Annotated in this window: 19 protein-coding genes and 1 pseudogene; 4 read left to right on the forward strand and 16 right to left on the reverse strand. The window is 72.2% G+C overall.

Annotated elements, in window-relative coordinates:
* The 4 genes from BG452_RS42310 to BG452_RS42325 form a co-directional block, all read right to left on the reverse strand.
* Positions 1–1,366 (reverse strand): DNA repair ATPase (locus BG452_RS42310; RefSeq protein WP_188309701.1); only part of this gene is annotated, 1,366 nt, incomplete at its 3' end.
* A 24-nt stretch (positions 1,367–1,390) separates the two neighbouring features.
* A complete protein-coding gene (locus BG452_RS42315) occupies positions 1,391–3,406 on the reverse strand; it encodes a flotillin family protein (protein ID WP_188309702.1) in 2,016 nt (671 codons plus the stop codon).
* A 64-nt stretch (positions 3,407–3,470) separates the two neighbouring features.
* Positions 3,471–4,244, reverse strand: coding sequence for an OB-fold-containig protein (locus tag BG452_RS42320; protein ID WP_223243550.1), 774 nt, complete (start codon positions 4,242–4,244; stop codon positions 3,471–3,473).
* A gap of 226 nt (positions 4,245–4,470) precedes the next feature.
* Entirely contained in the window at positions 4,471–5,589 is a 1,119-nt protein-coding gene (locus tag BG452_RS42325) for a PucR family transcriptional regulator (protein ID WP_317621502.1), read from the reverse strand.
* Positions 5,590–5,885: 296 nt separating this feature from the next.
* Here BG452_RS42325 and BG452_RS42330 point away from each other — a divergent pair, with 296 nt between their 5' ends.
* Positions 5,886–6,647, forward strand: a complete 762-nt coding sequence (locus BG452_RS42330; RefSeq protein ID WP_188309703.1) for a tyrosine-protein phosphatase — start codon at positions 5,886–5,888, stop codon at positions 6,645–6,647.
* Between the two features lie 227 nt (positions 6,648–6,874).
* Here the strand turns inward: BG452_RS42330 and BG452_RS42335 are convergent, their stop codons facing one another.
* Positions 6,875–7,735 carry an ABC transporter permease subunit gene (locus tag BG452_RS42335; protein ID WP_188309704.1) on the reverse strand — a complete coding sequence of 287 codons (861 nt, stop codon included), beginning with the start codon at positions 7,733–7,735 and terminating at the stop codon, positions 6,875–6,877.
* Positions 7,732–8,643, reverse strand: coding sequence for an ABC transporter ATP-binding protein (locus BG452_RS42340; protein ID WP_188309705.1), 912 nt, complete (start codon positions 8,641–8,643; stop codon positions 7,732–7,734). The genes BG452_RS42335 and BG452_RS42340 overlap by 4 nt, the downstream gene beginning before the upstream one ends.
* A gap of 134 nt (positions 8,644–8,777) precedes the next feature.
* On the opposite strand from BG452_RS42340, the gene BG452_RS42345 reads away from it, so the two are divergent.
* Both BG452_RS42345 and BG452_RS42350 read left to right on the forward strand, forming a co-directional pair.
* Positions 8,778–10,049 (forward strand): sensor histidine kinase, encoded by a 1,272-nt coding sequence (locus tag BG452_RS42345; protein ID WP_188309706.1) that lies wholly within the window; start codon positions 8,778–8,780, stop codon positions 10,047–10,049.
* The gene (locus BG452_RS42350) at positions 10,046–10,702 is read left to right on the forward strand and encodes a response regulator (RefSeq protein ID WP_188309707.1); all 657 of its coding nucleotides are present in this window, start codon (positions 10,046–10,048) and stop codon (positions 10,700–10,702) included. The genes BG452_RS42345 and BG452_RS42350 overlap by 4 nt, the downstream gene beginning before the upstream one ends.
* 169 nt (positions 10,703–10,871) lie before the next feature.
* On the opposite strand, the gene BG452_RS42355 is transcribed toward BG452_RS42350, so the two are convergent.
* The 10 genes and pseudogenes from BG452_RS42355 to BG452_RS42400 form a co-directional block, all read right to left on the reverse strand.
* The gene (locus tag BG452_RS42355; protein ID WP_223243552.1) at positions 10,872–11,981 is read right to left on the reverse strand and encodes a hypothetical protein; all 1,110 of its coding nucleotides are present in this window, start codon (positions 11,979–11,981) and stop codon (positions 10,872–10,874) included.
* Between the two features lie 420 nt (positions 11,982–12,401).
* Positions 12,402–13,013 carry a hypothetical protein gene (locus BG452_RS42360; RefSeq protein WP_188309708.1) on the reverse strand — a complete coding sequence of 204 codons (612 nt, stop codon included), beginning with the start codon at positions 13,011–13,013 and terminating at the stop codon, positions 12,402–12,404.
* Positions 13,014–13,219: 206 nt separating this feature from the next.
* Positions 13,220–14,239, reverse strand: a complete 1,020-nt coding sequence (locus tag BG452_RS42365) for an N-acetylglucosamine kinase (RefSeq protein ID WP_188309709.1) — start codon at positions 14,237–14,239, stop codon at positions 13,220–13,222.
* A gap of 99 nt (positions 14,240–14,338) precedes the next feature.
* On the reverse strand, positions 14,339–15,637 hold the full coding sequence (locus BG452_RS42370; protein ID WP_188309710.1) for a 6-phospho-beta-glucosidase: 1,299 nt from the start codon (positions 15,635–15,637) through the stop codon (positions 14,339–14,341).
* A complete protein-coding gene (locus BG452_RS42375) occupies positions 15,637–16,554 on the reverse strand; it encodes a carbohydrate ABC transporter permease (RefSeq protein WP_188309711.1) in 918 nt (305 codons plus the stop codon). Before BG452_RS42375 ends, BG452_RS42370 begins: the two co-directional genes overlap by 1 nt.
* A 20-nt stretch (positions 16,555–16,574) precedes the next feature.
* Positions 16,575–17,573, reverse strand: a complete 999-nt coding sequence (locus tag BG452_RS42380) for a carbohydrate ABC transporter permease (protein ID WP_188309712.1) — start codon at positions 17,571–17,573, stop codon at positions 16,575–16,577.
* A gap of 24 nt (positions 17,574–17,597) precedes the next feature.
* Positions 17,598–18,953, reverse strand: coding sequence for an ABC transporter substrate-binding protein (locus BG452_RS42385; RefSeq protein WP_188309713.1), 1,356 nt, complete (start codon positions 18,951–18,953; stop codon positions 17,598–17,600).
* Between the two features lie 191 nt (positions 18,954–19,144).
* Positions 19,145–20,335 carry an ROK family transcriptional regulator gene (locus BG452_RS42390; RefSeq protein ID WP_188309714.1) on the reverse strand — a complete coding sequence of 397 codons (1,191 nt, stop codon included), beginning with the start codon at positions 20,333–20,335 and terminating at the stop codon, positions 19,145–19,147.
* Positions 20,336–20,973: 638 nt separating this feature from the next.
* The gene (locus tag BG452_RS46740) at positions 20,974–21,699 is read right to left on the reverse strand and encodes a hypothetical protein (protein ID WP_317621503.1); all 726 of its coding nucleotides are present in this window, start codon (positions 21,697–21,699) and stop codon (positions 20,974–20,976) included.
* A gap of 386 nt (positions 21,700–22,085) precedes the next feature.
* Positions 22,086–22,671, reverse strand: a pseudogene (locus BG452_RS42400) (helix-turn-helix domain-containing protein).
* Positions 22,672–22,777: 106 nt separating this feature from the next.
* Here BG452_RS42400 and BG452_RS42405 point away from each other — a divergent pair.
* A complete protein-coding gene (locus tag BG452_RS42405) occupies positions 22,778–24,229 on the forward strand; it encodes an MFS transporter (protein WP_188309715.1) in 1,452 nt (483 codons plus the stop codon).
* Positions 24,230–24,257: the final 28 nt, after the last annotated feature.

The raw sequence follows: 24,257 nt of genomic DNA on the forward strand, positions 1-24,257 counted from the left end.
CGGCTGCGGGGGGGTGGGGGGCTTGGGTGTCGGCGCCGGCGGCGGCCAGCCGGGCGAGGGCCAGGCAGTCGGCCAGGCCGCGGACCAGGTCGGCGTTGCCGATCCGGGCCAGCGGGCCGGTGCCGGGCGGCTGTTCGGCGGCGTGGCGCTCGCTGGTGAACGGGCTCTGCCAGAGCTGGACGGGGTGCAGCCGGGTGGGGCCGTCCTCGGCGGGGCGCAGGGCGATCAGGGTGCCGTCGTCGAGCAGCGCGTAGCCCTGGCAGGAGAGCGGGGCGGCGGCCTCCTGGCGGACGGAGTTGTACGGCTGGAGCAGCGCGTGCCCGTCGGTGGTGGAACGGAACTCGTAGAGCACGTCCTCGCCGTTGGGGGAGAGGACGGTGCGTTCGTACGTCAGGCCGTCCACCGGCTGGTCGAAGGTGCGCACGGTGCCGTCGGCGAGGTGGCAGCCGCCGGGGAAGGCGACGCCCTGGTCGGCGGGCAGCCGCAGGCAGGCCTGGCCGAGGGCGTCGATCCGGGTGACCTGGCCGGTGGGCAGGTGGACCACCAGGTGCCGGACGGTCTCCTCCTGGTACGGGCGTACCCGCACCAGCAGCAGGGTGGCGAGCCGGGCGTGGGCGATCTGGGCGTCGGCGAGGGTCTGGAGGGCCTCGGCGAGCGGCTCGTGGTGCAGTTCACGGCCGTCGGGGGTGGTGAGGGTGAGCCGGCCGCCGTCCACGCCGAGGTGGACTTCCCCGGCGAGGTCGGCGCGCGGCGCGGTGCCGGGGGCGGCGGGCAGTTGGTCGTCGCGGGTGAGCGCCGTCCAGTCGGGCTGTCCGCCGTCGGCGGGGGTGTGGTCGCGTTCGCCGCGTCCGTCCTGGTAGGCGGCCCGGCCGTCGTCGAGGCGCCAGCGCAGCACCCGGACGTCGGTGGCGGCGGGGCCGGTGCGGAAGACGGCGAGCAGTCGGCCGCCGACCGGGCGCAGCCGTTCGAGCCGGGCGTCGCGGAAGTAGCGGCGCAGGTCGGTGAGGTCCTGGCGCAGCCGCGGGTCGTCCAGCAGCGGGCCCCCGGCGGGGGAGAGGTCGTCGGCCCGGTAGAGGCCGAGGACGTCGGTGAAGTCCCCGGCGTCGTCGACCACTTCGGCCGGACGGGTGCCGAGCAGCAGCTGCCCGCCGACGGCGGTGAGGTCCTGCGGCAGGCAGGGCCGGGCGGTGGTGAGCCGCCCGGTGCCGGTCAGCCGCAGTTCCCCGCCGCCGAACTCCTCGACCCGGCGGTCGTTCAACGCCCGTGCTCGGTCGGCGAGTTCGGCGGCCGATCGGGCGAGCCGGCGGCGCAGGACCTCGTAGCTGCCGGTGTCGGGCCGGGCGTCGTCGAGGGCTTCCACGGTCATGTTCCTCAGCTGCTCGGCGGGTGACTACTTGCTGCCGTTGGCGCCGGCCAGCGCCCCGATCGGGGTCTCGGCGATCCCCAGCTTCTTCGCGGAGTCCAGCAGTTGCCGGAGCTGCCCGGTCTGCTCGCCGCCGCCGCCGATCAGCTTGAGCAGCAGCGCGGACACCGTCAGGTTCTGCACGTCCGCGGTGGACACCGAGGACAGCATCCGGGTGAGGTCCTCGGTGAAGTCGGACCGGCCGTCCAGCCAGGGGCCGGCCAGCGCCTGGGCGGTCTGCGAGTGGCCGACGAAGGCGTCCACGCTCTTGCCGGCCGTCACCGACTGCACCAGCCTGTCGAAGAACACCGAGTCCCCGCCGACGATGTCGATCTTCGCCTTCTCCAGTCCGGCCGCGACCAGCGCGGCCTGGGCCTCGGCGATCTGCCGCTGCGCGTCCAGCCCGGCGAGCCGGACGTCCTTCTCGGCGGCCAGCCGCAGCCGGTACTCCTCGTGCCCGCGCGAGGCCTCGTCCAGCTTGGCCATCGCCGCGGCCTTCTCGGTCAGGCCCTCGGCCTCCGCCTTCAGCTTGGCGCCGACCTCCAGCGCGGTCGCCCTGGCCTTCTCGGTCTGGACGACGGCCTCGGCGCGGCCGACCTTCTCCACCGCGGCGGCCTCCTGCTCCCGCACCTGTACCCGGGCCAGCCCCTCGGCGGCGGCCTCCGCCCGGACGCCCTCGGCCAGCTTGACCTTGGCGGCCGCGTCCAGCTCGGCGGCCTGCTGCCGGGCCTCGGCCAGCACCAGCGACTCGCGGGCCTTGTGCGAGGCGGCCTGCTCGGCGGCCTCGGCGGCCTTGATGTCCTTGACGAGCTTCTCCTGCGCCTCCGCCTCGGCCTGGATGACCACGGCCTTGCGCACCCGCTCGGCCTCCTCGACGGCCCGCAGGGTCTTGACGGCCTCCTCCTGCTCGGCGACGGTGCGCTCGACCGCGACCCGCTCGCGGACCACGTCGGCGACCTCCCGGCGGCGGGACTCGACCTCCTTCTGCTTGGCCATCACGGCGAGTTCGGTCTCCCGCTCGCGGCCGACGACCTCCAGCAGCCGGTCCTTCTCGATCCGCTCGTTCTCCACCGCGATCACCCGCTCGCGGTTCTTCTGCGCCACCGCGACCTCGCGGGCCTGGTTCTCCCGCTGCACCCCGAGGACCTCCTCGGTGCGCAGGAAGGCGGTCTGGGCGTTGAGCCGCTCCTCCTCCTGCACCCGGGCGATCACCGCATCCTCCTTGGCCCGCAGGGTCTCGATCTCGCGGCGCTGGCGGATCTCGGCGTCGGCCTGGCGGCGTTCGAGCTCCAGGACGGTCTCCCGGGCGTCCACGTTCTGCCGGGTGATCTCCTTCTCCTCGGTGCGCTGGTACTCGTTGGTGCGCACGTGCTCGATCGCGGTCAGCTCGGTGATCTTGCGGATGCCCTGGGCGTCCAGGATGTTGTCGCTGTCCAGCTGGCTCATCGGGGTCTGTTCGAGGTGGTCGATGGCCGCGTCCTCGAGGGTGTAGCCGTTGAGGTCGGTGCCGATGACCGCGATGATCTGGTCCCGGAACTCGTGCCGGTGGGTGTACAGGTCGGTGAAGTCCAGCTGCTTGCCGACGGTCTTGAGCGCCTCGGCGAACTTCGCCGCGAAGAAGTCCTGGATCGCCTGCGGGTCGGAGGCCCGGACGGTGCCGATCGACTGCGCCACCTTGACGACGTCCTCGACGGTCTTGTTCACCCGGACGAAGAAGGAGATCCGGATGTCCGCCCGGATGTTGTCCCGGCAGATCAGGCCGTCCCGGCCGGCCCGGTGGATCTCCACCGTCTTCGCGGTGATGTCCATCAGCTCGGCCTTGTGCAGGATCGGCAGGACGATCGCCCCGGTGAAGGTGACGTCCACGCTCCTGGTCCGGGAGACGATCAGCGCCTTGCCCTGCTCGACCTTCTGGAACAGGCGGCCCACCAGGAGCAGCGCGGCGAACAGGATGAGCAGCACGACGGCGATGAGTACGCCGAAACCCACGGCGATGGTGTCCATCACGGAGTCCTTTGACGAGACGGTGGTGCGAAGTGGTTTGCGTGGCAAAAGAACTGACGTGACGTCAGAGGCCCGGCGGGGGTGGGTCGAACGGCGCGACCAGGAAGTGCTCGCCGTCCGGGTCGTAGTCGTAGATCAGCGCGGTGCGCCCGGCCGTCAGCCCCGGCTCCGGGTCCGGGGTGCGGACCTGCACGGTCGCGGTGGAGCCGTCCTCGGCGGTCACCTCGGCCTGCCCGAAGCCGGCCGTCACCCGGCCGGTGCGGATCACGCAGACCCGGCCGACGAAGTCCCCCCGGGTGATCGGCCGGTCCTGCGGGAACAGCCGCCGCAGCGGCCGGACGAGCACCCGGGTGCCCGCCCAGGAGGCGACCAGCGCGACGGCGAACACGCCGCCGCGCGCCGGTGCCCCCGAGGTCAGGACGGTGCCGGCCAGGCTGACGAACCAGGCGAGCGCGACCAGCAGCGACAGCGCCACCGTCGCGGGAACCCCGCCCAGCCCGAGCGCGTCCAGCACGCCCCCGTGGTGGCCGGCGCCCTGCCCCCCGTGGGCATCGGCCGCGCCGTGGGTGCTCCCCCCGGCACCGTGCCCGCCGGACGCCCCGTGGGCCACGCTCCCCCCGACACCGTGCCCCCCGGCACCGTGTCCGACGTGACCCACCGGGCCGGCGTGCCCGGCACCCAGGTGGTGCCCGACGCCATGCCCCCCGTGCACGGCGTCGAACCCCAGGCCGCCGACCAGCATCAGCAGCCAGTACCCGACGACCACCACCAGCGCGAAACTGAACAGCGCCGTCGGAAAGGCCAGCGCGGCCGCGAAGAAGTCCCCCGTCCCGGCCATGCCCCCCGCCTCTCCCACGACGCCGCACATCGGCGCCGGGGAGATCATGGCAGCGGGGGAGGCGTCCGCACATTGCCAGGATCCGGCAATCTTTACGGCCTTTTGACACCCTGGTACGCACGCCCGCCGTGACATTGCGACAACCGGGCAACAGGACGGCCCCGGGCGGGTCGGCCGGGGTTTGCGGACCCCGCCCGGCGGCCTTCCGGCGCCCCGCAGGACGCGCCTACAGCGGCTGCTCCGGCCAGTTCAGCAGCCGCGCCCCCATCGCCGCCGTCTCAAGGGTGAAGCGCTGCAGGGCGTCCGCCGGGTCGTAGCCGGTGAGTGCCTTGATCCGCTCCAGCCGGTAGCCGAGGGTGCGCACGCTCAGCCCCAGCCGGCGCGCCGCCTCCGCGTTCACGTACGCCGCCTCCGCCTGCACCGCGATGGTGTCCAGCAGCGGACGGGCGCCGCCGCGCGCCTCGCTCAGCGGGCCGAGCACGCTGCGCACCAGGTCGGCCATCGCCGCCCGGTCGCGCATCAGCACCGGGAAGACCAGCAGCTCCTCGGCCTTCAGCAGGCGGGCCGGCAGGCCGAGCCGCTGGGAGTAGTCCAGGGCGTCCAGCGCCTCGTCGTAGCTGCGCAGCACCCCGCTGGCGCCCGAGTGCCGGCGCCCGGTCGCCACCCGCAGCACCGGGCGGTAGCCGGGGCCGGGGCGCAGCGTGAGGTCCGCGAAGGCCTCCAGTACGGCCCGCTCGGAGTCCGGGGCGATGCACACCAGCCGGCCGTCCTTGCTGGCCAGCAGGACGTCCCGCTCGCCGAACCGGCCGGTCAGCTCCCGCTCCACCCGGTGCACCAGCGGATGGACGTCCGCGAACGGCTCGTCGCCGACCGCCACCGCCACCGTGTACGCGCCCGCCAGCCGCAGCCCGAACCGCTCCGCCCGCTCGGCCAGCAGCCCGAGGTCGGTGCGGCCGTGCAGCAGGTCGTCGATGAACTCCCGCCTGGCGGCCTCCTCCTGACGGACAGCCAGGCGCTGCGCCCGCTCGTGGCCCTCGCCCAGTGCGGCCAGCGCGGCATCGGTGGCGGCCAGCACCGCGTCGCCCATCCGGCGCAGTTCGCCGACGCTGCCGGCGGCGGTCGTCCCGGGCAGCGTCTGCCAGGCCCGCCGGGCCGCCGCCAGGCAGTGCGAGACCACCTCGCGCAGCCCGTAGCCGGCCTCGGCGCAGTGCTCGCCCAGCCTGCGCAGGCCCTCCAGCTCCTCCCGGCGCAGCAGGCGCCCGGTGCGGGAGACGTCGGCGAGCAGGAGGAGGTAGGCCTCGGCCAGCTCGGCGGGTATGTCGTCGTACTCGTTGGTCTCGTTCACCGCGCGCTGCCAACCCCCGTGTGGCCTGGATTTTCGGCGGTGAACCTTATCAGGATCCGTACGGCCGGATCGGGGCCCTCACGGCCGGGTGCCCCGGGCGCGGCCCCCGGTCCGCCGCCCTGGTCCGCCCCCCGATCCACCGCTTCGGGTCGCCGTGGCGGGGCGAGGACGGAGGATGGAAGGGGTGCCCGGGGGCCGTGGCTTGCCCGGCACCCCACTGAGGCGTTAGACATCTAGATGTCCTGCTGGACGTCCTTGCTCCGCCCCGGCGCGGCTCCACCCGAAAGGCCACCCGCATGTCCCTGGTCAACTTCCGCGACCCCGCCGCCCTCAGCGACCCCGAGGGCCTGCGGATCCGCCCCGGTGTGCTGTACCGCTCCGCCCAGCCCTTCCCGGCCGCCGACGAGGCCGTCGTCGCCCAGCTGCGCTCCTGCGACATCCGCACCGTCGTCGACCTGCGGGACCCCCGCGAGACCCGCCCCGAGGACTGGGCCGCCGCCGAGGCCGCCGGGATAACCGTCGTCGCCGCCCCGGTGAACCCCGCCACCGACGTCCTCACCGCCCACATGGCGACCATGACCACCGCCGCCGACCTCGGCGCGTTCTACCTGCTGCTCGCCGAATCCGCCCCCGAGGCCGTCGCCGCCGCCGTCGAGGCCGCCACCCGCCCCGGCGCCGTCCTGCTGCACTGCGCCGCCGGCAAGGACCGCACCGGCCTGCTCACCGCGCTGCTCCTCGACCTCCTCGGCGTTCCCGTCGAGCGGATCGTCGCCGACTACGCCCGCACCGCCGACGCCCTCCCGCAGATCTTCGCCAACCTCGCCGAGCGCCACCGCAGCGCCCTCAACGGCCAGGGCGCCACCCGCGTCACCGGCCCCGAGGGCCGCCGGCTCACCATCCCCGCCCCGCTGCTGGAGGCCCCCGCCGAGGCGATGACCGTCTTCCTCGGCCAGGTCCGCGCCCGCCACGGCGGCGCCGAGGCCTTCCTGCCCGCCTGCGGCGTCCCGGCCGCCACCCTGGGCGCCTTCCGCGCCAAGGCGGCGGTCACCACGGCCTGAGCGACCTGCGCCGTCGTCGTTTCCGACGCCAGGGTTCATGCCGATGTATTCGGCATTCCGTCTGGCGGGGGTTCGCACGGCCGAACAAGAGGGAGTTACAGCATGAGCGCCGTGCCCATCCGGCGGCCCCCGCCGCCGATGCCTGGTCGCACGCCGCGCGGGCTGCGCGAGGCGATCGCCGCGCCGGGACGGCGCGGCGCCTCGACATCCGGTGATCGTGCGGGACTTCACACGTCCCGCCGCCGCACCACCACCATCGTCACCGCCACCGAGACGACCGCCCAGACCCCCATCGTGATCCAGGAGTCCAGCACGCTCGGCGCCCACTTGCTGATCGTGCTCAAGGAGTCGGGGTTGTAGGTGAGCCGGTTGACGGTGGACAGCGGCAGGTGGCTGCCGATCTCGTGCAACCACCGGTAGCGGTCCCCGCCGAACATCAGCGGCATGATGAAGAACAGCAGCACCAGCGACACGATCGAGGCGGTGGCGTGCCGCAGCACCGCGCCCAGCGCCATCCCGATCAGCGCGCAGACCGGCACGATCGCCGCGTAGGCGAGCACGGCCCGCAGGCTGACGCCTTCGGTGATGGAGAGCCCGACGTGCCGGGAGGCCAGCATGGCGTTGGTGGTGAAGAAGGACACCGCCGACACCACGGCTCCCGCCAGCGCGGTGATCCCGCCGATCAGCAGCACCTTGGCGGCGATCACCCCGCGCCGGTCGGGCACGGCGGCGAAGGTGGTGCGGATCATGCCGGTGGTGTACTCGCCGAACACGGTGATCGCCCCGAGGCTGCCGGCCGCGATCGCCATCAGGTAGCACGCGATGTCGCTGAGGCCGTGGTACAGCGGGTCGTAGCGGTACGGCGGGAAGCCGGGCATCCGTGCCGGCGGGTGGTCGATGTACGTCAGGTCGCTGTGCACGGCGTTGATGTTGATCACGATCGCGACCAGCGAGGCGAGCGCCAGCACCCAGTACGTCGAGCGCAGCGAGCGCAGTTTGATCCACTCGGCGGCGAGCAGGTCGGTGAACCGGGGTGCCGGTTCGGTGGTGCGGGCGGCCTCGGCGCGGATCAGGGTCATGGTGCTCATCGGGTCTCTCCAGCCAGGTACTCGACGCTGTCGGCGGTCAGGGACATGAACGCGGACTCCAGGGACGACGTCCGGGTGGCGAGCTCGTGCAGCACCAGGCCTTCCCGCAGCGCGAGTTCACCGATCCGCTCGGCGGGCATCCCGGTGACGATGCCGAACTGCGGCTCCACCAGAGCGACTTCTGCTCCCTCGGCGCGCAAGGCATCGGCCAGCAGCGGGAGTTCCGGCGCCCGGACGGCCACGCTCGACTCCGCGTGTCGGGCCGAGAACTCGGTGAGGCTCTCGTCGGCGATCAGCCGGCCGCGGCCGATGACGATCAGCCGGTCGGCGGTGTGCTCCATCTCGGCCATCATGTGGCTGGAGACGAAGACCGTGCGGCCCTCGTCCGCGAGCCGGCGGAACAGTCCGCGCACCCAGAGCACGCCCTCCGGGTCCAGCCCGTTCAGCGGCTCGTCGAAGAGCAGCACGGGCGGGTCGCCGAGCAGCGCGCCGGCGATGCCCAGGCGCTGCTTCATGCCCAGCGAGTAGCCGCCGATCCGGCGCCCGGCGGCCTTGCCGAGGCCGACCTCGGCGAGCACCTCGTCCACCCGCCCGAGCGGGATCCGGTTGCTGCGGGCCAGCGCCGACAGATGGGCCCGGGCGCTGCGCCCGCCGTGCACGTCGCTCGCGTCCAGCAGCGCGCCGACGTGCCGCAGGCCGCGCGGCCTGCCGGCGAAGGGCACGCCGTCGACGGCGACGGTGCCCTCGGTGGGGGTGTTGAGGCCCAGGATCATCCGCAGCGTGGTGGACTTGCCCGCGCCGTTGGGGCCCAGGAAGCCGGTGACGGTGCCCGGCTTGACGGTGAAGCTCAACTGGTCGACGGCCGTGGTGGCGCCGTACCGCTTGGTCAGTCGCTCGATCTCGATCACGGGGACAACACTGCCGGTGGGGGCCGCGGTCGGGCATCGGGCGGCGGGACACAATCGCAGGTCACCGCCCCCGCCCCCAGGACTACTCCCCCGGGCCAATGCGCCGCCGCCCCGCCCGCCGCTACCATCGCGTCATGATCACCGAACCCCGCCCGCCGCTGCTCCGGCGCCTGCCCGCGGGCGTGTGGGTGGCGGCGTTCTGGACGGCCATCGTGCTGTTCCGGTTCTTCACCCGGGTCGACGAACTCCGGCACCTCCTCGAGTACCAGGGCAACACCGAGGACATGCCCCTGGTGGTCACGGCCGTGGTCACCACCCTGGTGGCCTTCCTGTTGGTCCGGCTGCCGCTGGCGGCCGTCGCGGCGGGCCTGGCGGGCGGCGTCTTCGCGCTCGGGATGTGGACGCAACCGGCGACGGCGCCGGTGCAGTTCCTGATCGCCGAAGGGGTGGTCGCATACTGCGCGGCCACCCGCTCCCGCCTGGTGTCGACGCTCGCGGCGGGGATGCCCCTGGCCGTGCTCGCCGGGCTGTTCCTCTGGGGAACCGTCAACGGCCAACCCGTGAACCCGTACGCCTACCTGGGCCTCGCCGCGACCGTCCTGATCGCCTGGCTGATCGGCAACACCGTCCACCAGAGCCGCACCCACGCCGAGGCCCTGCGCGGCCGCGCCGCCGAGCAGGCCGTCACCGCCGAACGGCTGCGCATCGCCCGCGAGTTGCACGACATGGTGGCCCACAACATCGGCATCATCGCGATCCAGGCGGGCATGGGCAGCCGGGTCATGGACACCCAGCCCGCCGAGACCCGCAACGCGCTGGACGCCATCGAGGCCACCAGCCGGGAGACCCTGGCCGGGCTGCGCCGGATGCTCGGCGCGCTGCGGCAGGGCGAGGGGGAGGCCGCGCCGCTCGAAGTCGCCCCCGGACTCGACGAGTTGGACCGGCTGGTGGAGCGGACGGCGGGTGCCGGGGTGCGGGTCGCGCTCACCCGGCGCGGCGCGGCCCGTCCGGTGCCGGCCGAGGTGGACCTCGCCGCCTACCGGATCGTCCAGGAGGCGGTCACCAACGTGGTCAAGCACTCCGGCACCCGGGACTGCCACGTCACCGTCGAGTACGGCGCGGAACGGCTCGCCGTCACCGTCGTCGACCTGGGCGCGGGCACGGCCGCCCACACCCCCGGCACCGGCTACGGGCTGGCCGGCATGCGCGAGCGGGTCGCCCTGCTGCACGGTGAGTTCAGCGCCGGCCCGCGCCACGAGGGCGGCTTCCGGGTCGCCGCCCTGCTGCCGATCCCGGCCGCCCCCGCGGCACCCGCCGTACCCGCGGCACCCGCCGTACCCGCGGCACCCGCCGTACCCGCGGCACCCGCCGCATCCGAAACAGCCGCCCTGGAGGTGGGACCGTGATCCGCGTCGTCCTGGTCGATGACCAGCCGCTCATCCGCACCGGCCTGCGGGTGCTCATCGCCGACGCCCCCGACCTGGAGGTGGTCGGCGAGGCCGGCAACGGCGCCGAGGCCGTCGAACTGGTCACCCGGCTGCGCCCGGACGTCGCCGTGATGGACATCCGGATGCCCGGCATGGACGGCATCGAGGCCACCCGCCGGATCCTCGCCGACCCGGAACTGCCCACCCAGGTCCTCGTCCTCACCACCTTCGACGACGACGACTACGTGTACGGCGCGCTGCGCGCCGGGGCGAGCGGCTTCCTGGTCAAGGACCTCGCCCTGGAGACCATCCTGGACGGCGTGCGGGTGGTCGCCGCCGGGGACGCCCTGCTCGCCCCCGCCATCACCCGCCGCCTGATCGGCGAGTTCGCCGCCCGCCCGGAGACGGCCGGCCGGCCCCGGACGTCCGCCGAGGGCGTCACCGAGCGCGAGCGCGAGGTGCTCACCCTGGTCGGCCGTGGCCTGTCCAACACCGAGATCGCCGAGGAACTCACCATCAGCGTGGCCACCGCCAAGGCGCACGTCGCCCGGCTGTTCACCAAGCTGGGCGCCCGCGACCGGGTCCACCTGGTCATCCACGCCTACGAGTTCGGCCTGGTCGCACCCTCGTAGACGGCTCCGGACAGCGCGAAGCGCCGGGGTGGGCACACAGCCCACCCCGGCGCCTTCCCCCGCATCGGATCGTCAGGGCACGAGACCCCTCAGGCCCTTCGGATCCGCCGGGTCATCCGTTCCCGAGCTGCCCCACGCTGCCCGGGAACCGGTGCTCACGCGACGGTGCTCAGTGGACGATCGCGTGCGAGATCTGGCACCCGCTGACCGCGTTCGACCAGGTGCCCTGCATGGCGAACGAGCCGGTCGCGAAGGCCACGTTCTGCGAGCCGCCGGTGCCGCCGACGCCCTTCCAGGCGCACTTGTCGGCGTTCTCGGCGCCGGAGGAGTCGGTCCAGCCGCCGGCCGGGAACTGGTCGGTGACGGTCTCCGAGTACTCGTGGCCGAACACCATGGTCACGCCGTCGAGCAGGCCCGCGTTGCCGGTGTTGACGTAGTTCTGGCCGCAGGAGGAGCCCATGTCGGTCACGTACGGGTCGTTGGTGAACGCCAGGTCGCCGTACGGCGAGGTGGCCGCGCCGCCGGTCAGCGTGGTGTCGCCGTTCCAGTCGTGCCAGGCGCAGAAGTTGCCGGTCGAGGTGTTGAAGCCGTCCGGGTGGGTGCCGGTCGGCGAGAGCACCACGTACTGCACGTTGCGGTTGGACGCCGCGGTGGTGTTGCCGAAGTGCCCGGCGCCCTTGATGGCCTCGTTGGCGATCTGGTTGCCGGTGGCCTGGCCCGGGGCGGCGGCCGAGGGGTCCACCCAGACGCCGGCCAGCGCGCCGCCGGTCGGGTAGCCGACGTGCGCGGCGGTGGACGCGCAGGTGGTGGAGCCCTTGGCGACGCCCTCGCAGTACTGGGTCATGACGCCGGACCAGGTCTCGTTGTTGGTGCCGAGGCCCTTGAAGAGCTGCTGCGCCCGGACGGCCTCGCCCGACGGGTCACCGCTCAGGGTGGTGTAGCCGTTGGCGTCGGTGCCCTGGCTGCCCCACTGGGAGCCCCAGAAGATCAGGTAGACCCGCGGCGCGCCGGTGGTGACACCGACGCCGTTGACACCGCCGCCGAACTTCAGGTTCGACGTACGGGTCGCGGCCGCGGAGGCGGCGTTGGCGTGCTCGGCGCCCTCCTTGGTGGGGACGGCACCGTGCCGGTACGGGTGGCTGTTCCCGGCGAACTCGCTGCCCGGCTGGTCGGCCTGGGCGGCCGGAGCGGCGGCGAATCCGGCGGCGGCCAGCGCCAGCGCGCTGAGCCCGGTCAGGGCCCGGACTCGTGCCCGGCGGGAGGTGGGGGACATGCCCATCGTGAGGGTTCCTCTCTCATGCCGACCGCACACCGGTAGGGCGCGGCGACACCGTGGGGGGACAACTAGGGAGGAGCGACGACGGCGAACCGGGTGCCACCGACCGTTCGTCATGAACAGTCAGTGAAGCGGGGATGGGGGACCGGTTCACTGCCGACGGCCGGAAGCAAAGCACCGCCGCCGAAACCGGGTCAACGACGCCGAGAGTAAGACCAGCCCCAAGAGCGGCCCGGGAAAACGTATGGAAATTCAAAAACCCCCAGCAGACAGCCCGTTGATGCGCGTAGCGACGCGGAATCTCAACAGTTGAAGGGCCTGTCTACACCGTATTGCCCTCCCCACGACCTGCACCGATCACCCACCCCGGCCCCCTTCCGCCGCCCCGGTCGGTGCCCTACGGTGTGCTGACCCGGCGCCGGCTCACGCCTCCGGGCCCTCGACCTCGGAGATCCGCATGATCCGCCCGTGGGAGTCCAGCACCACGTCGTAGGCGTTGCCGTCGCAGCCGTACGGGTCGGCCGGGTCGCGTTCGGCCAGGCAGTCGTTGAGGTGGGTGACCAGTTCGTCGAGCTGGACGGGCTTCGCGGGCTCCTGGCGCGGGCGGTCGACCAGGGTGGCGGCGACGCCGGCGGCGGCGAAGGCGTAGTGGACGGGGGAGCCGGTGGCCTCGTAGTGCGGCGGGGTGCAGGCGTAGCGGGCGGGCTGGGCGGTGAGTTCGGCGGGGCCGGCGGCGACCACGATCAGCACCTGGTGGCCGGGGGCCGGCTCCGGGGCGGCGCACACCGGGTCGGTGGCGTCGGGCGCGGCGGGGGCGTCGGGAGCGGCGATGGTGCCGGCGGTGGGGTAGGTCCCGTCGTCGGCGAGGTCATCGTCGTCGAGCAGCGGGTCGTCCACGCCCTCATCGGCGAGGGCCGCGGCCGAGGAGGCGGCCGCGACCGTCGGCCGGGAGTCGGCGGGCGTGCAGCCGGTGAGGCCGACGAGGGCGGTGCCGGTCAAGGCGGCGGCGGCGAGGAGGATGCGGGGCACGGCCATGGCACAAGTCTCCCCGGGCGTCGGTGGTGGTCGGCACCCGGGTACACGAGCGGCGCGCGCCGGACGGTTCCCGCCCCGGTACGAAGGTTGCCGCCCCCGCCGGACGGCTCCCACCCTCGCACGAATGTTCCCGCCCCCGCCGGATGTGCGGATCCGGCGGGGGCGGGAGGTCTCCGAGGGACGGGAGGTCCCCAAGGGGGCGGGCGTCAGACCGCGACCGGCCGCTGCGCCTCGTACGTCTCGCGCACCCGGGCCTGCGCCGTCCCGCCCGCGCCCAGGTGGTCGAGCCCGAGCAGGGCCGCGCCCAGCACCGGCGGCGCGACGACCACCCGGGGCTCGGCCAGCGGCGCGGCCCGCGCCAGCCGGGCCGTCACGTTGTCGAGCAGCAGCGGCTGCCGAGAGGCGAGCACCCCACCGCCGAGCACCACCGGGGTCGGGGCGTCCAGCAGGTCCAGCCGGCCGAGGGCGACCGCGGCCAGCCGGACGATCTCGTCGGCCTGCCGGTCGATCAGCTCCAGGGCGACGGCGTCCCCCTCGGCCGCGACCGCGAACAGCACCCGGACGATCTCGTGCAGCCGGGTGCCCGGCAGGTGCCCGAGGTGGACGGCCTCGGCGACGGCGCCGGCGCTGGGCAGGCCGAAGTGTTCGGCGATGGCGCGGGCCAGACCGGTCGGCCCGCCCCGCCCGTCCTCCGCGCGCACCGCGTGCCACATGCTGTTGATGGCGAGTCCGGAGCCGCCGCCCCAGTCGCCGGTGAGTTCGCCGAGGGCGGGGAAGCGGGCGGTGCGCCCGTCCGGCAGCAGTCCGACGCAGTTGATCCCGGCGCCGCAGACCACCGCGACCCCGCGCGGGCCGTCGGTGCCGGCCCGCAGCAGGCCGAAGGTGTCGTTGACGACGGTGTTGCTGAGGCCCCACGGGTGCGATTCGAGGGCGGTGCGCAGCGCCTCCTCCTCGACCGGCAGGTCGGCGTTGGCCAGGCAGGCGCTGACGTGGCTGGTGAGCACGCCGCGGAAGGCGGGGAGGCCGGCCGCCGCCGCGGCTTCCTCGACCAGCGGGGCGAGGCCGGCCACGGCCGCGGCGCCGCCGATCTTCTGGGGGGCGAAGCCGCCGCCGCGGGCGGTGCCGCGGACGGTGCCGTCGGCGCCGATCAGGGCGACGTCGGTCTTGGAGTTGCCCGCGTCGATGGCGAGGACGCCGGGCAGGAGTGGTTCGGGCTGGTGGGTCATCAGGTCCCCGCGGCTCGTACGTGGCCCGGCCGCAAACCCCGGCCGGGGGTGGTCCGTCTCCTCACGGCCGGGCCCTCCCGGAGGGCCCGGCAAGGGCGGTCAGGCCCAGGCGAGGTGCTCGCGGTTGTGGGCGAGCAGCCGGTCCGTGAGCCGGTCGGCGAGTTCGATCTGGCCGACCAGCGGGTGGGCGAGCAGGGCGTCGAAGACCCGGTCGCGTCCGCCGCGCAGGGCGGCGTCGAGGGCGAGGTGCTCGTACGAGGTGACGGCGGCGATGAGCCCGGCGTACAGCGGCTCGACCGGCCGCTGCGGCAGCGGCCGTACGCCCCGGGCGTCGACCTCGGCCGGGACCTCGACGACGGCGTCGTCCGGCAGGAACGGCAGCACCCCGTCGTTGCGGGTGTTGACCACCTGGACGGTCGTCCCGCCGTCGGTCCCGAGCAGGGAGGCGATCAGCTGGACGGCGGCCTCCGAGTAGAAGGCCCCGCCGCGCCGGCCGAGCAGTTCGGGCTTGGTGTCCAGGGCCGGGTCGGCGTACAGCTCCAGCAGCTGCCGCTCGATCTCGGCGACCTGCGCGGCCCGGGAGCCCTGCGCCTTGAGCTCCTCGACGACCGCGTCGTGCTGGTAGAAGTACCGCAGGTAGTAGGAGGGCACCACGCCGAGCCGCCGCACGAAGGCCTGCGGCAGGTGGAGGTCCTCGGCGATCTCCTTGCCGTGCGAAGCGAGCAGCTCCGGGAGCACCTCCCGCCCGGTGGCGGCGCCGGGGGCGTCCAGCAGGGTCACCCCGCGCTCCCAGGTGAGGTGGTTGAGCCCGACGTGGTCCAGCCGGACCAGCTCCGGGGCCACTCCCAGGTGGGCGGCGAACTTGCGCTGGAAGCCGATGGCGACGTTGCACAGCCCGACGGCCTTGTGCCCGGCGCTCTGCAGGGCCCGGGTGACGATGCCGACCGGGTTGGTGAAGTCGACGATCCAGGCGTCCGGGTTGGTCCGCCGGACCTGCTCGGCGATGTCCAGCACCACCGGGACGGTGCGCAGCGCCTTGGCGAGCCCGCCCGCGCCGGTGGTCTCCTGGCCGACGCAGCCGCACTCCAGCGGCCAGGTCTCGTCCCGGTTGCGTGCGGCCTGGCCGCCGACCCGCAGCTGGAGCAGCACGGCGTCGGCGTCGGCGACACCCGCCACCAGGTCGGTGGTGACGGTGACCGCCGCCGGGTGCCCCTGCTTGGCGAAGATCCGCCGGGCGAGGCCGCCGATCAGCTCCAGCCGCTCGGCGGCCGGGTCGATCAGTACCAGTTCGCCGATCGGCAGGCTGTCGCGCAGCCGGGCGAAGCCGTCGATGAGTTCGGGGGTGTAGGTCGAACCACCGCCGACGATGGCCAGCTTGAGGCTGGGAACAGTGGACATCAGCCCTTGACCCCTGTCAGTGTCACGCCTTCGATGAAGGCCTTCTGTGCGAAGAAGAAGAGGATGATCACCGGCGCCATCACCAGCAGGGTGGCGGCCATGGTGAGGTTCCAGTTGGTGTGGTGGGCGGCCTTGAACGACTCCAGGCCGTAACTGAGCGTCCAGGCCTCGTGGTTGTTGCTGGCGTAGATCTGCGGGCCGAAGTAGTCGTTCCAGCAGTAGAAGAACTGGAACAGGGCGACGGCGGCGATGGCCGGTTTGGCCATCGGCAGCACGACCCGCAGCAGGGTGCGCAGGTCGCCGCAGCCGTCGATCCGGGCGGCCTCGAGGTACTCCTTGGGGATGGTCATCAGGAACTGGCGCAGCAGGAAGATCGAGAACGCGTCGCCGAAGGCCATCGGGATGATCAGCGGCCAGAGCGAGCCGCCGAGGCCCATCTGCTTCGCCCAGAACAGGTACATCGGGATGACGGTGACCTGCGGCGGCAGCATCATCATCGCGATCACCGCCATCAGCGCCAGGTTGCGGCCGCGGAAGCGGAACTTGGCGAGCGCGTAGGCGACCGGCAGGCTGGAGACGACGGTCAGCAGGGTGCCGGCGCCGGCGTACACCAGGGTGTTGCGCCACCAGGTGAGGAAGCCGGGGGTGTCCCAGACCTCGGCGTAGTTGCCCCAGTTCCAGGAGGTGGGCCAGTAGTCGGTGGTGAGCGCCTGCTGGTCGTTCATCACCGAGGTGAGGAAGACGAAGACGAAGGGCAGCAGGAAGAACAGCGCGGCGGCGATGGCCAGCGAGTGCACGGCCACCCAGTCGAGCAGCGCGCGGCGCCGGGCGGTCCGGGCGGCGGCGGTGCCCCTGGAGGTGGGGGCCGGGGCCTTACCGGGCCTGATGGTGGGCGTGGGTGTGGAGCTGAGAGTCATGTCGGAGTCCTCATCCGTCGCTAGTCGTCGCTCGCCATGAAGCCGGACTTGCGGCGGAGCAGGACCGAGGTGACGGCCATCGAGAGGGCGAACAGCACCAGGGCGACGACGCAGGCCGCGCCGTAGTTGAAGCGCTGGAAGCCGAGGTTGTAGACCATCTGCGGCAGGGTCCAGGTGGAGCCCTGCGGGTAGCCGGGCTCGAACTGCTGGCCGGAGTTGCCGGCGATGCCGCTGGCGACCTTCCCGGCCACGATCGCCTGGGTGTAGTACTGCATGGTCTGGATGACCCCGGTGACCACCGCGAACATGATGATCGGGGAGATGTTCGGCAGCGTGACGTACCGGAACCGCTGGAACGGGCCGGCGCCGTCCAGCTCGGCCGCCTCGTACTGCTCCTTGGGGACGTCCAGCAGCGAGGCCATGAAGATGACCATCAGGTCGCCGATGCCCCACATGGCGAGCAGGGTGAGCGCGGGCTTGGACCAGTTCGGGTCGGCGAACCAGCCCGGCTGGGGCAGCCCCAGCTCGCCGAGCAGGTGGTTGAGCGGCCCGGTGCCGGGGTTGAGCAGGAAGGCGAAGGCGACGGTGGCGGCCACCGGCGGGGCCAGGTACGGCAGGTAGAAGACGGTGCGGAAGAAGCCCGCCCCGGTCTTGACCTTGGTGATGAGCAGCCCGATGCCGAGGCCGAAGGCGACTCGCAGGGTCACCATGATCAGCACCAGCCACAGGGTGTTGCGCAGGCCCTGCCAGAAGGTCGGCAGCTGGTTGAGGACGTAGTCCCAGTTCTTGAGGCCGTTGAAGGTCGGCGCGCCGAAGCCGTTGTACTGGGTGAAGGAGAAGTAGGCGGTGGAGACGAGCGGGTAGACGAAGAAGACGCTGAACCCGATCAGCCAGGGGGAGAGGAAGGCGAGGGTGCGGGCCGCCTCCCGGCGGCGCTTCCGGCGCAGCAGGTGCTGCGTGGAGGGCGCCGCCGGGTCGGTCGTCCCGGCGCCCTTGCGGGTGCCGAACGCGAGTGACATGGGGAGCTCCGTGGACCGTTCCCGCTACTTCGCCTGGGCGATGTCGGTGTCGATCTGCTTGGCGGTGGCGGCCAGGCCGGCCTTGAGGTCGGTCTGCTTTCCGGACTCGTAGTCGTAGCCGAGGTTCTGCAGCGAGACGATGTACCCGCCGCCGTTGACGCTGGCCGGGGTGGTGCCCGAGTTCGGGTTCTTGGCGACGTCCAGGAAGGTCTTGAAGTTCGCGTCGCTCACCAGCTTCGGCGAGTTGAGCGCGTCGAAGGTGCTGGGCACGTTGTGGATCGCGTTGGCGAAGTTCACCACCGCGTCGGTGTCGGTGGTCAGGTACTTGACGAACTCCCAGGCCGCGGCCTGCTTCTTGCTGGTGCTGGCGATGCCGACGATGGTGCCGGTCTGGTAGCCGCGGCCGTAGGTGGCGGCCTGGTCGTCCGGCACCGGGAACGGCGCGGTGGCCCAGTCGAAGTCCGGCTTGTTCTCGGCGAGCGAGGCGGTGCGCCACTCACCGTCGATGGCCATCGCGACCTGGCCGGTGTGGAAGGGGTTCTTGGCGCTGAACTCCTCGCCGAAGGTGGCGCGGTACTTGTCCAGCTTCGCGTAGCCGCCGAGCTGGTCCACCATGCCCTTCTGCCAGTCGAGCATCGCGCCGACCTTGGGGTCGGTGGCGAGGTTCGACTTGCCGTCGGCGCCGAAGTAGCCGGCGCCGTACTGGCCGAGGAAGTGCTCGGTGGTGGACTCGTAGCCGTGGTACAGCGGCATGAAGCCGAGCTGCTTGTAGGAGTCGCCGTCGGCGATGGTGAGCGCCTTGGCGTCCGCGGCGAACTCACTGAAGGTCTTCGGCGGGGCGGTGATGCCGGCGGCGGCGAAGGCCTTCTTGTTGTAGTACAGCCCGTACGCGTCGCCGAGCAGCGGCAGCGAACACTGGTTGCCCTGGAACTGGGTGTAGTTGAGCATCGCGGCCGGGAAGGTCTTGGCCGCGTCGATGCCGCTCTTCTGCAGCTGGGGCTTGAGGTCGATGAACGCCTTGGTCGAGCAGAACATGCCGACGTTGTTGGTGGTGAAGGAGGACACCACGTCCGGCGCGTCGTCACCGCCGGCCCGCAGGGCCTGGTTGACCTTGTCGTCCGCGACGTTGCCGACCGGCTTGACGTGGATGTTGGGGTGGGCCTTCTCGAAGGCGGCGATGGTGTCGTTGATCGCCTTCACCTCGTTGTCCTGGCTCCAGCCGTGCCAGAAGGTGATGGTGACGTCCTTGCCGCTGGCGGAGTCGTCGGTGCCGCCCGACTCGCTGGAACCGGTGCAGGCGGAGGCGAGCAGGGCCAGGACGGCGCTGCCGGCGACGGCGGCTATCGTGCGGCGGCCTCTGCGGGAGGTGATGGCGTGCACTTCGAGGTCCTCCTGGGGGTGCGCGGGCAGGCGTCATTGCCTCGGGGCCCGCGTAGGGGTTGGGGGAGAGGTGGGTGCAGGTCGTCTTCGGGAGCGGGGGAGCGTCAGTGGGCGGATCAGGGCCGGCCGGGCCGGCAGGACGGGATCAACGGTTGGATCAGTGGGTGATCAGTGGGTGATCAGTGGGTGGATCAGTGGGTGGAGAAGACCGCCTCGCGGGCGTCCGTGAGGGCGCGTTGCAGGGCGCCGAGCAGGACGGGCGAGCCGGGCAGGGCAGTGCTGCGGATCTCCGGCCGGGCGAGGCAGATCCGGGCCAGTTCGTCCTCGACGAGCGCGCGCAGGCGTTCGCCGCCCGCGCTCGGCACCGCGCCGGAGAGGACCACCAGCTGGGGGTCGACCACGGCGACGATCACGGACAGCCCGACGGCGAGCCGTCCGGCCAGTTCGGTGAGGAAGGCCTCGCCGGCGCCCGGGGTCTCCAGGGCCTTGGCGATCGACTCCTCCGCGGTGGGCGCGCCGAGCCCGTGCTCGCGGGCCAGGGTGCGGACGGCCGGTGCGCCGACCTGGTCCTGGAAGCCGCCGAACTTGCGGCGGCGGGTGTCCCACTCGACCGGTGAGCCGGGCACCGGCATGTAGCCGACCTCCCCGGCGCCGCCGGTGAAGCCGCGGTGCAGCCGTCCGGCGATCACGACGGCAGCGCCGACGCCCACCCCGGCCCAGAGCAGGACGAAGTCCTCGAAGCCGGCCGCCGCGCCGGAGGCCTGCTCGGCGACCGCGGCCAGGTTCACGTCGTTCTCGATCGACACCGGGGCGCCGATCGCCGCGGTCAGCTCCTCGACCAGCCGGGGCGAGTGCCAGCCGGGCAGGTGGGAGGCGTAGCGCAGCTTGCCGGTGACCGGGTCGGGGGCGCCGCCGACCCCGATCGCGACGGTGCGCAGGCTCCGCTCGGGCAGTCCGGCCGCGCGCACCGCCTCGGCGACGGCGGCCGCCACTCTCGGCACCGTCCCGGCGGCCGGGACACCTCTGCTGGACACGCTGTGCTCGACCAGCGTGCTGCCGGTGATGTCGGCGATCGCGACCCGGATCCCACTGTTGGTGACGTCCAGCCCGGCGACGTACCCGGCGGACGGATTCACCTGGTACAGCTGCGCGTTGGGGCCCGGCCCGCCCTCGGTGGTACCCACCGGCAGCACCAGCCCGGCCGCCTCCAGCCGGGACAGCAACTGCGAGGCGGTGGGCTTGGACAGCCCGGTCAGACTGCCGATCTGGGTGCGGGAGAGCGGCCCGTTCTCCAGCAGGAGTTCGAGGGCCGCGCGGTCGTTGATGGCGCGCAACAGACTGGGGGTGCCGGCGAGGGGAGCCTTGGCGGTGCTCTTGGTCATGGCCGGAATCCTCCCCTTTCGGCTGATGGACCGGAACTGTTAGGAAACTTTCCAGTCGCTTGGAACAGGACCGTACGGTCCCCGTCAGCGGGGTGTCAATGCCCGGTACCCCGGAGGATGCCGAAGCGTTACCGGCCCCGCCCGCCCACACCGAAGGCCCCGTCCCGCCGAAGCGGGTCCTGCATCCGCCGAGCCTTCAAGAAATGAATTCACAAAAAAGGAGGCCGCCGATGAATACATCGCCCTTATTTACAAGGAGGGGCGGTGTGTCAATGAATAAATGAATGAAGAATAAAAGAGAAGCAAGGGGTGGTGCTGCCACCTCTCGGTGGCCGAGAGGTGGCAGCGCAGGAAGTGCCCTGGCGTGGACTGAATGGAGGAAAGCTCCATTGATGTTGCCCGCCTCGCCCGGACGCGAGGCGGGCAACCCTAAGGGCGAACCGGCCGCTGAAACAGGAGTGGCGGCCTCCTCTGGCGAGGAGGCCGCCACTCAAGGACGGGCTGCCCCTGGACTTCTGCGGCCCTCCCTTGAAATGAAAGAGAAGAAGCTCTCGAGAGCGTCCCCGTCCGGGGCTCCTCAGCGCATTGACTTCTTTCACGGAACCGGGACGGGGATCTCAGACCGGCTGAGCACGCCGTCACTGTCCAGGGGCCGGCGGGAGGTTCGTGACCGTGCGCGGATCCTGGTCACGCGCGTGGAAGCCGAAGCTGATGAGGGCGACGCTCTCTCCGGCACTGAGGGGTGTCCGGCCATGCGGTGTCAACGCGCCGTCGAATACGACGCAGTCGCCGGCGGCGAGATCGCATTCGAGGTAGCCATCGGCGTTGATGAAGACGGTGGTGCTGACCCTGGGCGCGCCGGTGGGGAGAGTGTGCTTGAGGCAGAGGATCAGGTTGGCCTCGCCGTAGCCGAACTCGTCAACGTGGAAGTCGAGGAACTGTCCTTCCTCGTAGGCGATGTAGACGCCGTTGTGCGGCTGTCCGACCTCCAGGCCGGTGGACCGCGCCACGACTGCGGCGATCGAGCGGCCCGCCAGGTACGCGGCGCGGACCGTGCCAGCCTTGTCGACCGCGGCGACGGGGCGGCGTCCGCCCTTGTTGCCCTTGGCCTCTGCGGCGCGCAGTCCGTCGTACGTCAGCTCGCGCTGGAGGTCGCGTTGGAGTTCGCCGGCGGCGAGGGTCTGCACCATGAACTTCACGGTGGACAGCAGTTCGCCGCTGCGCGGGTGGCGGGCGGTGAGGTCCGTGGCGGAGAACGCGCCGTCGTGGATGCGCAGGGCGAGCTGGTCGCGGTGCAGGACTTCGAGGTCGTCGAGGATGTGCTGGTTGCCGCGCACGAGGCGGAATATCTCGGAGACGTGCACGGTGTCGCCCGGCCGCGCGTAGGTGAGCAGTTCGCCGAACTTCGGCCGCTGGAGCGGGTGGAGGCGGCTGGAGGTACCCGGGGGTCCTCCTCGAAGACGATCGGGTCTTCGATCCCTGCCTCGGCCAGGACGAGGTCCTGACGGGCGGTGGACTGCTGGTCGGTCGACACCTGTTTGTAGACGAGATTGGCCACGCTGTTCCCCGCTCCTGCCGCCGCATCGGACCTTGGGTGTCAGCTAACCCTGTCGTCAGCCGTCATCGGATCTCATTGGATCGGAGCCGCCGTCGGGCCCCGGAATCACTGGGTTCATTGGACGCCCGTCGCCCCTGCCGTCATTCGATCCTTTACCGACAGGCCGGAACGGCAGGCGTAGCCGCAGCGGCTTCATCGTGGTGTGGTGCGGGCGCGGAGGTGTGCGCGTTCTCCTTGGTGGCCGAGGAGGCTGAGGATTTCGACGGGGTGGTCGTCGGCGTTGCCGAACCAGTGGGGGGGTGCGGGTGTCGAATTCGGCGGCTTCGCCGGGGCCCATGATGAGGTCGTTGTCGCCCAGGACCAGGCGCAGGCGGCCGTCGAGGACGTAGATCCATTCGTAGCCCTCGTGGCTGGCCTGCTCGGGCTCGGGGGAGCGCATCTTCGGCGAGATGATCAATTTGTAGGCTTGCAGGCTGCCTGCCCGTCGGGTGAGCGGGAGCATGGTCATGCCGTGGCGGGTGACGGGCTGGAGGTGTAGCCGGGGGTCGCCCGTCTGGGGTGCGCCGATGAGCTGGCCGATGTCCACGCGCAGCTCCCGGGCCAGGGGCAGGAGCAGTTCGAGAGTGGGGCGGCGCTGGCCTGATTCCAGTCGCGAGAGCGTACTGAGGGAGATCCCGGTGGCTTCCGCCAGGGCCGTCAAAGAGAGGCTGCGCTGGGTCCGCAGCCCTTTGAGGCGTGGGCCGACCGCGGCCATCGTCGACTGCGTTTCTTCGTCCATCTCCCCACCTTGCCACCGCAGCAAGGATCTTTGCGCATTGTGCTGGGCGGGCCGACGGTGGTGTCAGGCGCTCCGACCGGGGCTGCCCTGCGGAGGGAGAGGCGCGATGAGGCACGACAGCAGAAGTGAGGTGACGGAGGTGCAGCGGGCCGCAGCACCGCCCGGCGCCGCGGTGAGGGTGCGCCGCGGTCCGGTCGCGCTGGCAGTGGTGATTTTGGTGCTGACGCAGCTGATGTTCGTCGTGGACACCTCGATCGTTAACGTGGCGCTGCCCGACATCGGCCGTGAGCTGGGCTTTTCCAGCGCGGGTCTCTCCTGGGTTGTCACCGCCTACGCGCTGACCTTCGGCGGCTTGATCCTGCTGAGCGGGAAGGTCGGTTCCATGATCGGGCCGCGCCGCGCCCTGGTTCTGGGCGTCGTGGTCTTTGTGATCGCCTCCATCGCCGGAGGGCTGGCCCCCTCGGCTGAGGTGCTGGTGGCGGCGCGCGCCCTTCAGGGCGTGGGGGCAGCGATGGCGGCGCCCAGCGTGATGGTGCTGCTGATGGGGATCACTACGCCGGGCTCGCAGCGCTCTCGCGCCATGGCGATGTTCGTCCTGGCCGTCGGCGCTGGAGCAGCGGTGGGGCTGCTGGCGGGCGGAGTGCTGACGCAGACGCTGGGCTGGCAGTGGGTGATGTTCGTCAACGCCCCCATCGGGCTGGTGGTGCTGCTCGGAGCGGTGCGCAACCTGCCGGAGATGGAACGCCGGCGCACCTCGCTGGACATCGGCGGCGCCACGGCCTCGATCCTGACGATGGTGGCGCTGGTGTTCGCCTTCACCTCTGCCGCGGACCGCGGCTGGAGCAGCCCGGTGGTTCTCGGGTCGTTCGCCGTCGCCGCCCTCGCACTCGCGGCCCTGATCGTGTGTGAGCGCCGGCATCCGCATCCGGTGATGCCGCTGGCGTTCTTCTCCTCCCTGCGCAGCGCCGGCCCCCTGCTGTCGATGCTGGTCGTCCCGGCCGGGCAGGTCGGCTTCCTGTTCTTCACCACTCTGCTCACCCAGCAGGTGCTCGGCTTCACCCCTATCCAGACCGGTCTTGCCCTGGTGCCTTTCACCGTCGGCCTGATCGCCACCAACCAGCTCACCCCCCGGCTGCTTCCGCGCCTGGGCGAGCGCGTCATCGGCAGTACGGGCCTTGCCGGACTGGTGCTGGGCATCGCCTGGATGGCGCTGGTGGCCGCCGACGCCGACGCGAACACCTCGATCGTCACCGTGCTGCTGCCCTCGATCCTGCTCGGCGCGGGCGCAGGCGCCACCTTCGCCCCCGTCACCGCCGTGATCATGCACCAGGCCCCCGCCGAGCACATCGGCGCCGCCGCCAGCCTCAACCAAGGCCTGCAACAGCTTGGCGGCGGCATGGGCCTGGCCGTCCTGACCAGCGTGCTCTCCGCCACCGGCGGACTGGAGGGCGGGCTGGGAGCAACCCTCCTCGCGACCGCCGCCTTCCCCCTGGCCGGCCTGCTCCTGTTCGGCCTCTGGGCGCGCCGCATCCCCGCCCCCGACACCACCCCCGCATGATCACCCCGGCCCCCCAAGCACACCCTGG

Source organism: Streptomyces sp. CBMA123, from assembly GCF_014596465.1.
GTDB lineage: Bacteria > Actinomycetota > Actinomycetes > Streptomycetales > Streptomycetaceae > Kitasatospora.

Excerpts from the sequence above, each read along its gene's own strand:
- BG452_RS42315 (WP_188309702.1), bottom strand. The coding sequence starts at position 3,406 with ATGGACACCATCGCCGTGGGTTTCGGCGTACTCATCGCCGTCGTGCTG.
- BG452_RS42320 (WP_223243550.1), bottom strand. The coding sequence starts at position 4,244 with ATGGCCGGGACGGGGGACTTCTTCGCGGCCGCGCTGGCCTTTCCGACG.
- BG452_RS42330 (WP_188309703.1), top strand. The coding sequence starts at position 5,886 with ATGTCCCTGGTCAACTTCCGCGACCCCGCCGCCCTCAGCGACCCCGAG.
- BG452_RS42335 (WP_188309704.1), bottom strand. The coding sequence starts at position 7,735 with ATGAGCACCATGACCCTGATCCGCGCCGAGGCCGCCCGCACCACCGAA.
- BG452_RS42345 (WP_188309706.1), top strand. The coding sequence starts at position 8,778 with ATGATCACCGAACCCCGCCCGCCGCTGCTCCGGCGCCTGCCCGCGGGC.
- BG452_RS42355 (WP_223243552.1), bottom strand. The coding sequence starts at position 11,981 with ATGGGCATGTCCCCCACCTCCCGCCGGGCACGAGTCCGGGCCCTGACC.
- BG452_RS42360 (WP_188309708.1), bottom strand. The coding sequence starts at position 13,013 with ATGGCCGTGCCCCGCATCCTCCTCGCCGCCGCCGCCTTGACCGGCACC.
- BG452_RS42365 (WP_188309709.1), bottom strand. The coding sequence starts at position 14,239 with ATGACCCACCAGCCCGAACCACTCCTGCCCGGCGTCCTCGCCATCGAC.
- BG452_RS42370 (WP_188309710.1), bottom strand. The coding sequence starts at position 15,637 with ATGTCCACTGTTCCCAGCCTCAAGCTGGCCATCGTCGGCGGTGGTTCG.
- BG452_RS42375 (WP_188309711.1), bottom strand. The coding sequence starts at position 16,554 with ATGACTCTCAGCTCCACACCCACGCCCACCATCAGGCCCGGTAAGGCC.
- BG452_RS42380 (WP_188309712.1), bottom strand. The coding sequence starts at position 17,573 with ATGTCACTCGCGTTCGGCACCCGCAAGGGCGCCGGGACGACCGACCCG.
- BG452_RS42390 (WP_188309714.1), bottom strand. The coding sequence starts at position 20,335 with ATGACCAAGAGCACCGCCAAGGCTCCCCTCGCCGGCACCCCCAGTCTG.
- BG452_RS42405 (WP_188309715.1), top strand. The coding sequence starts at position 22,778 with ATGAGGCACGACAGCAGAAGTGAGGTGACGGAGGTGCAGCGGGCCGCA.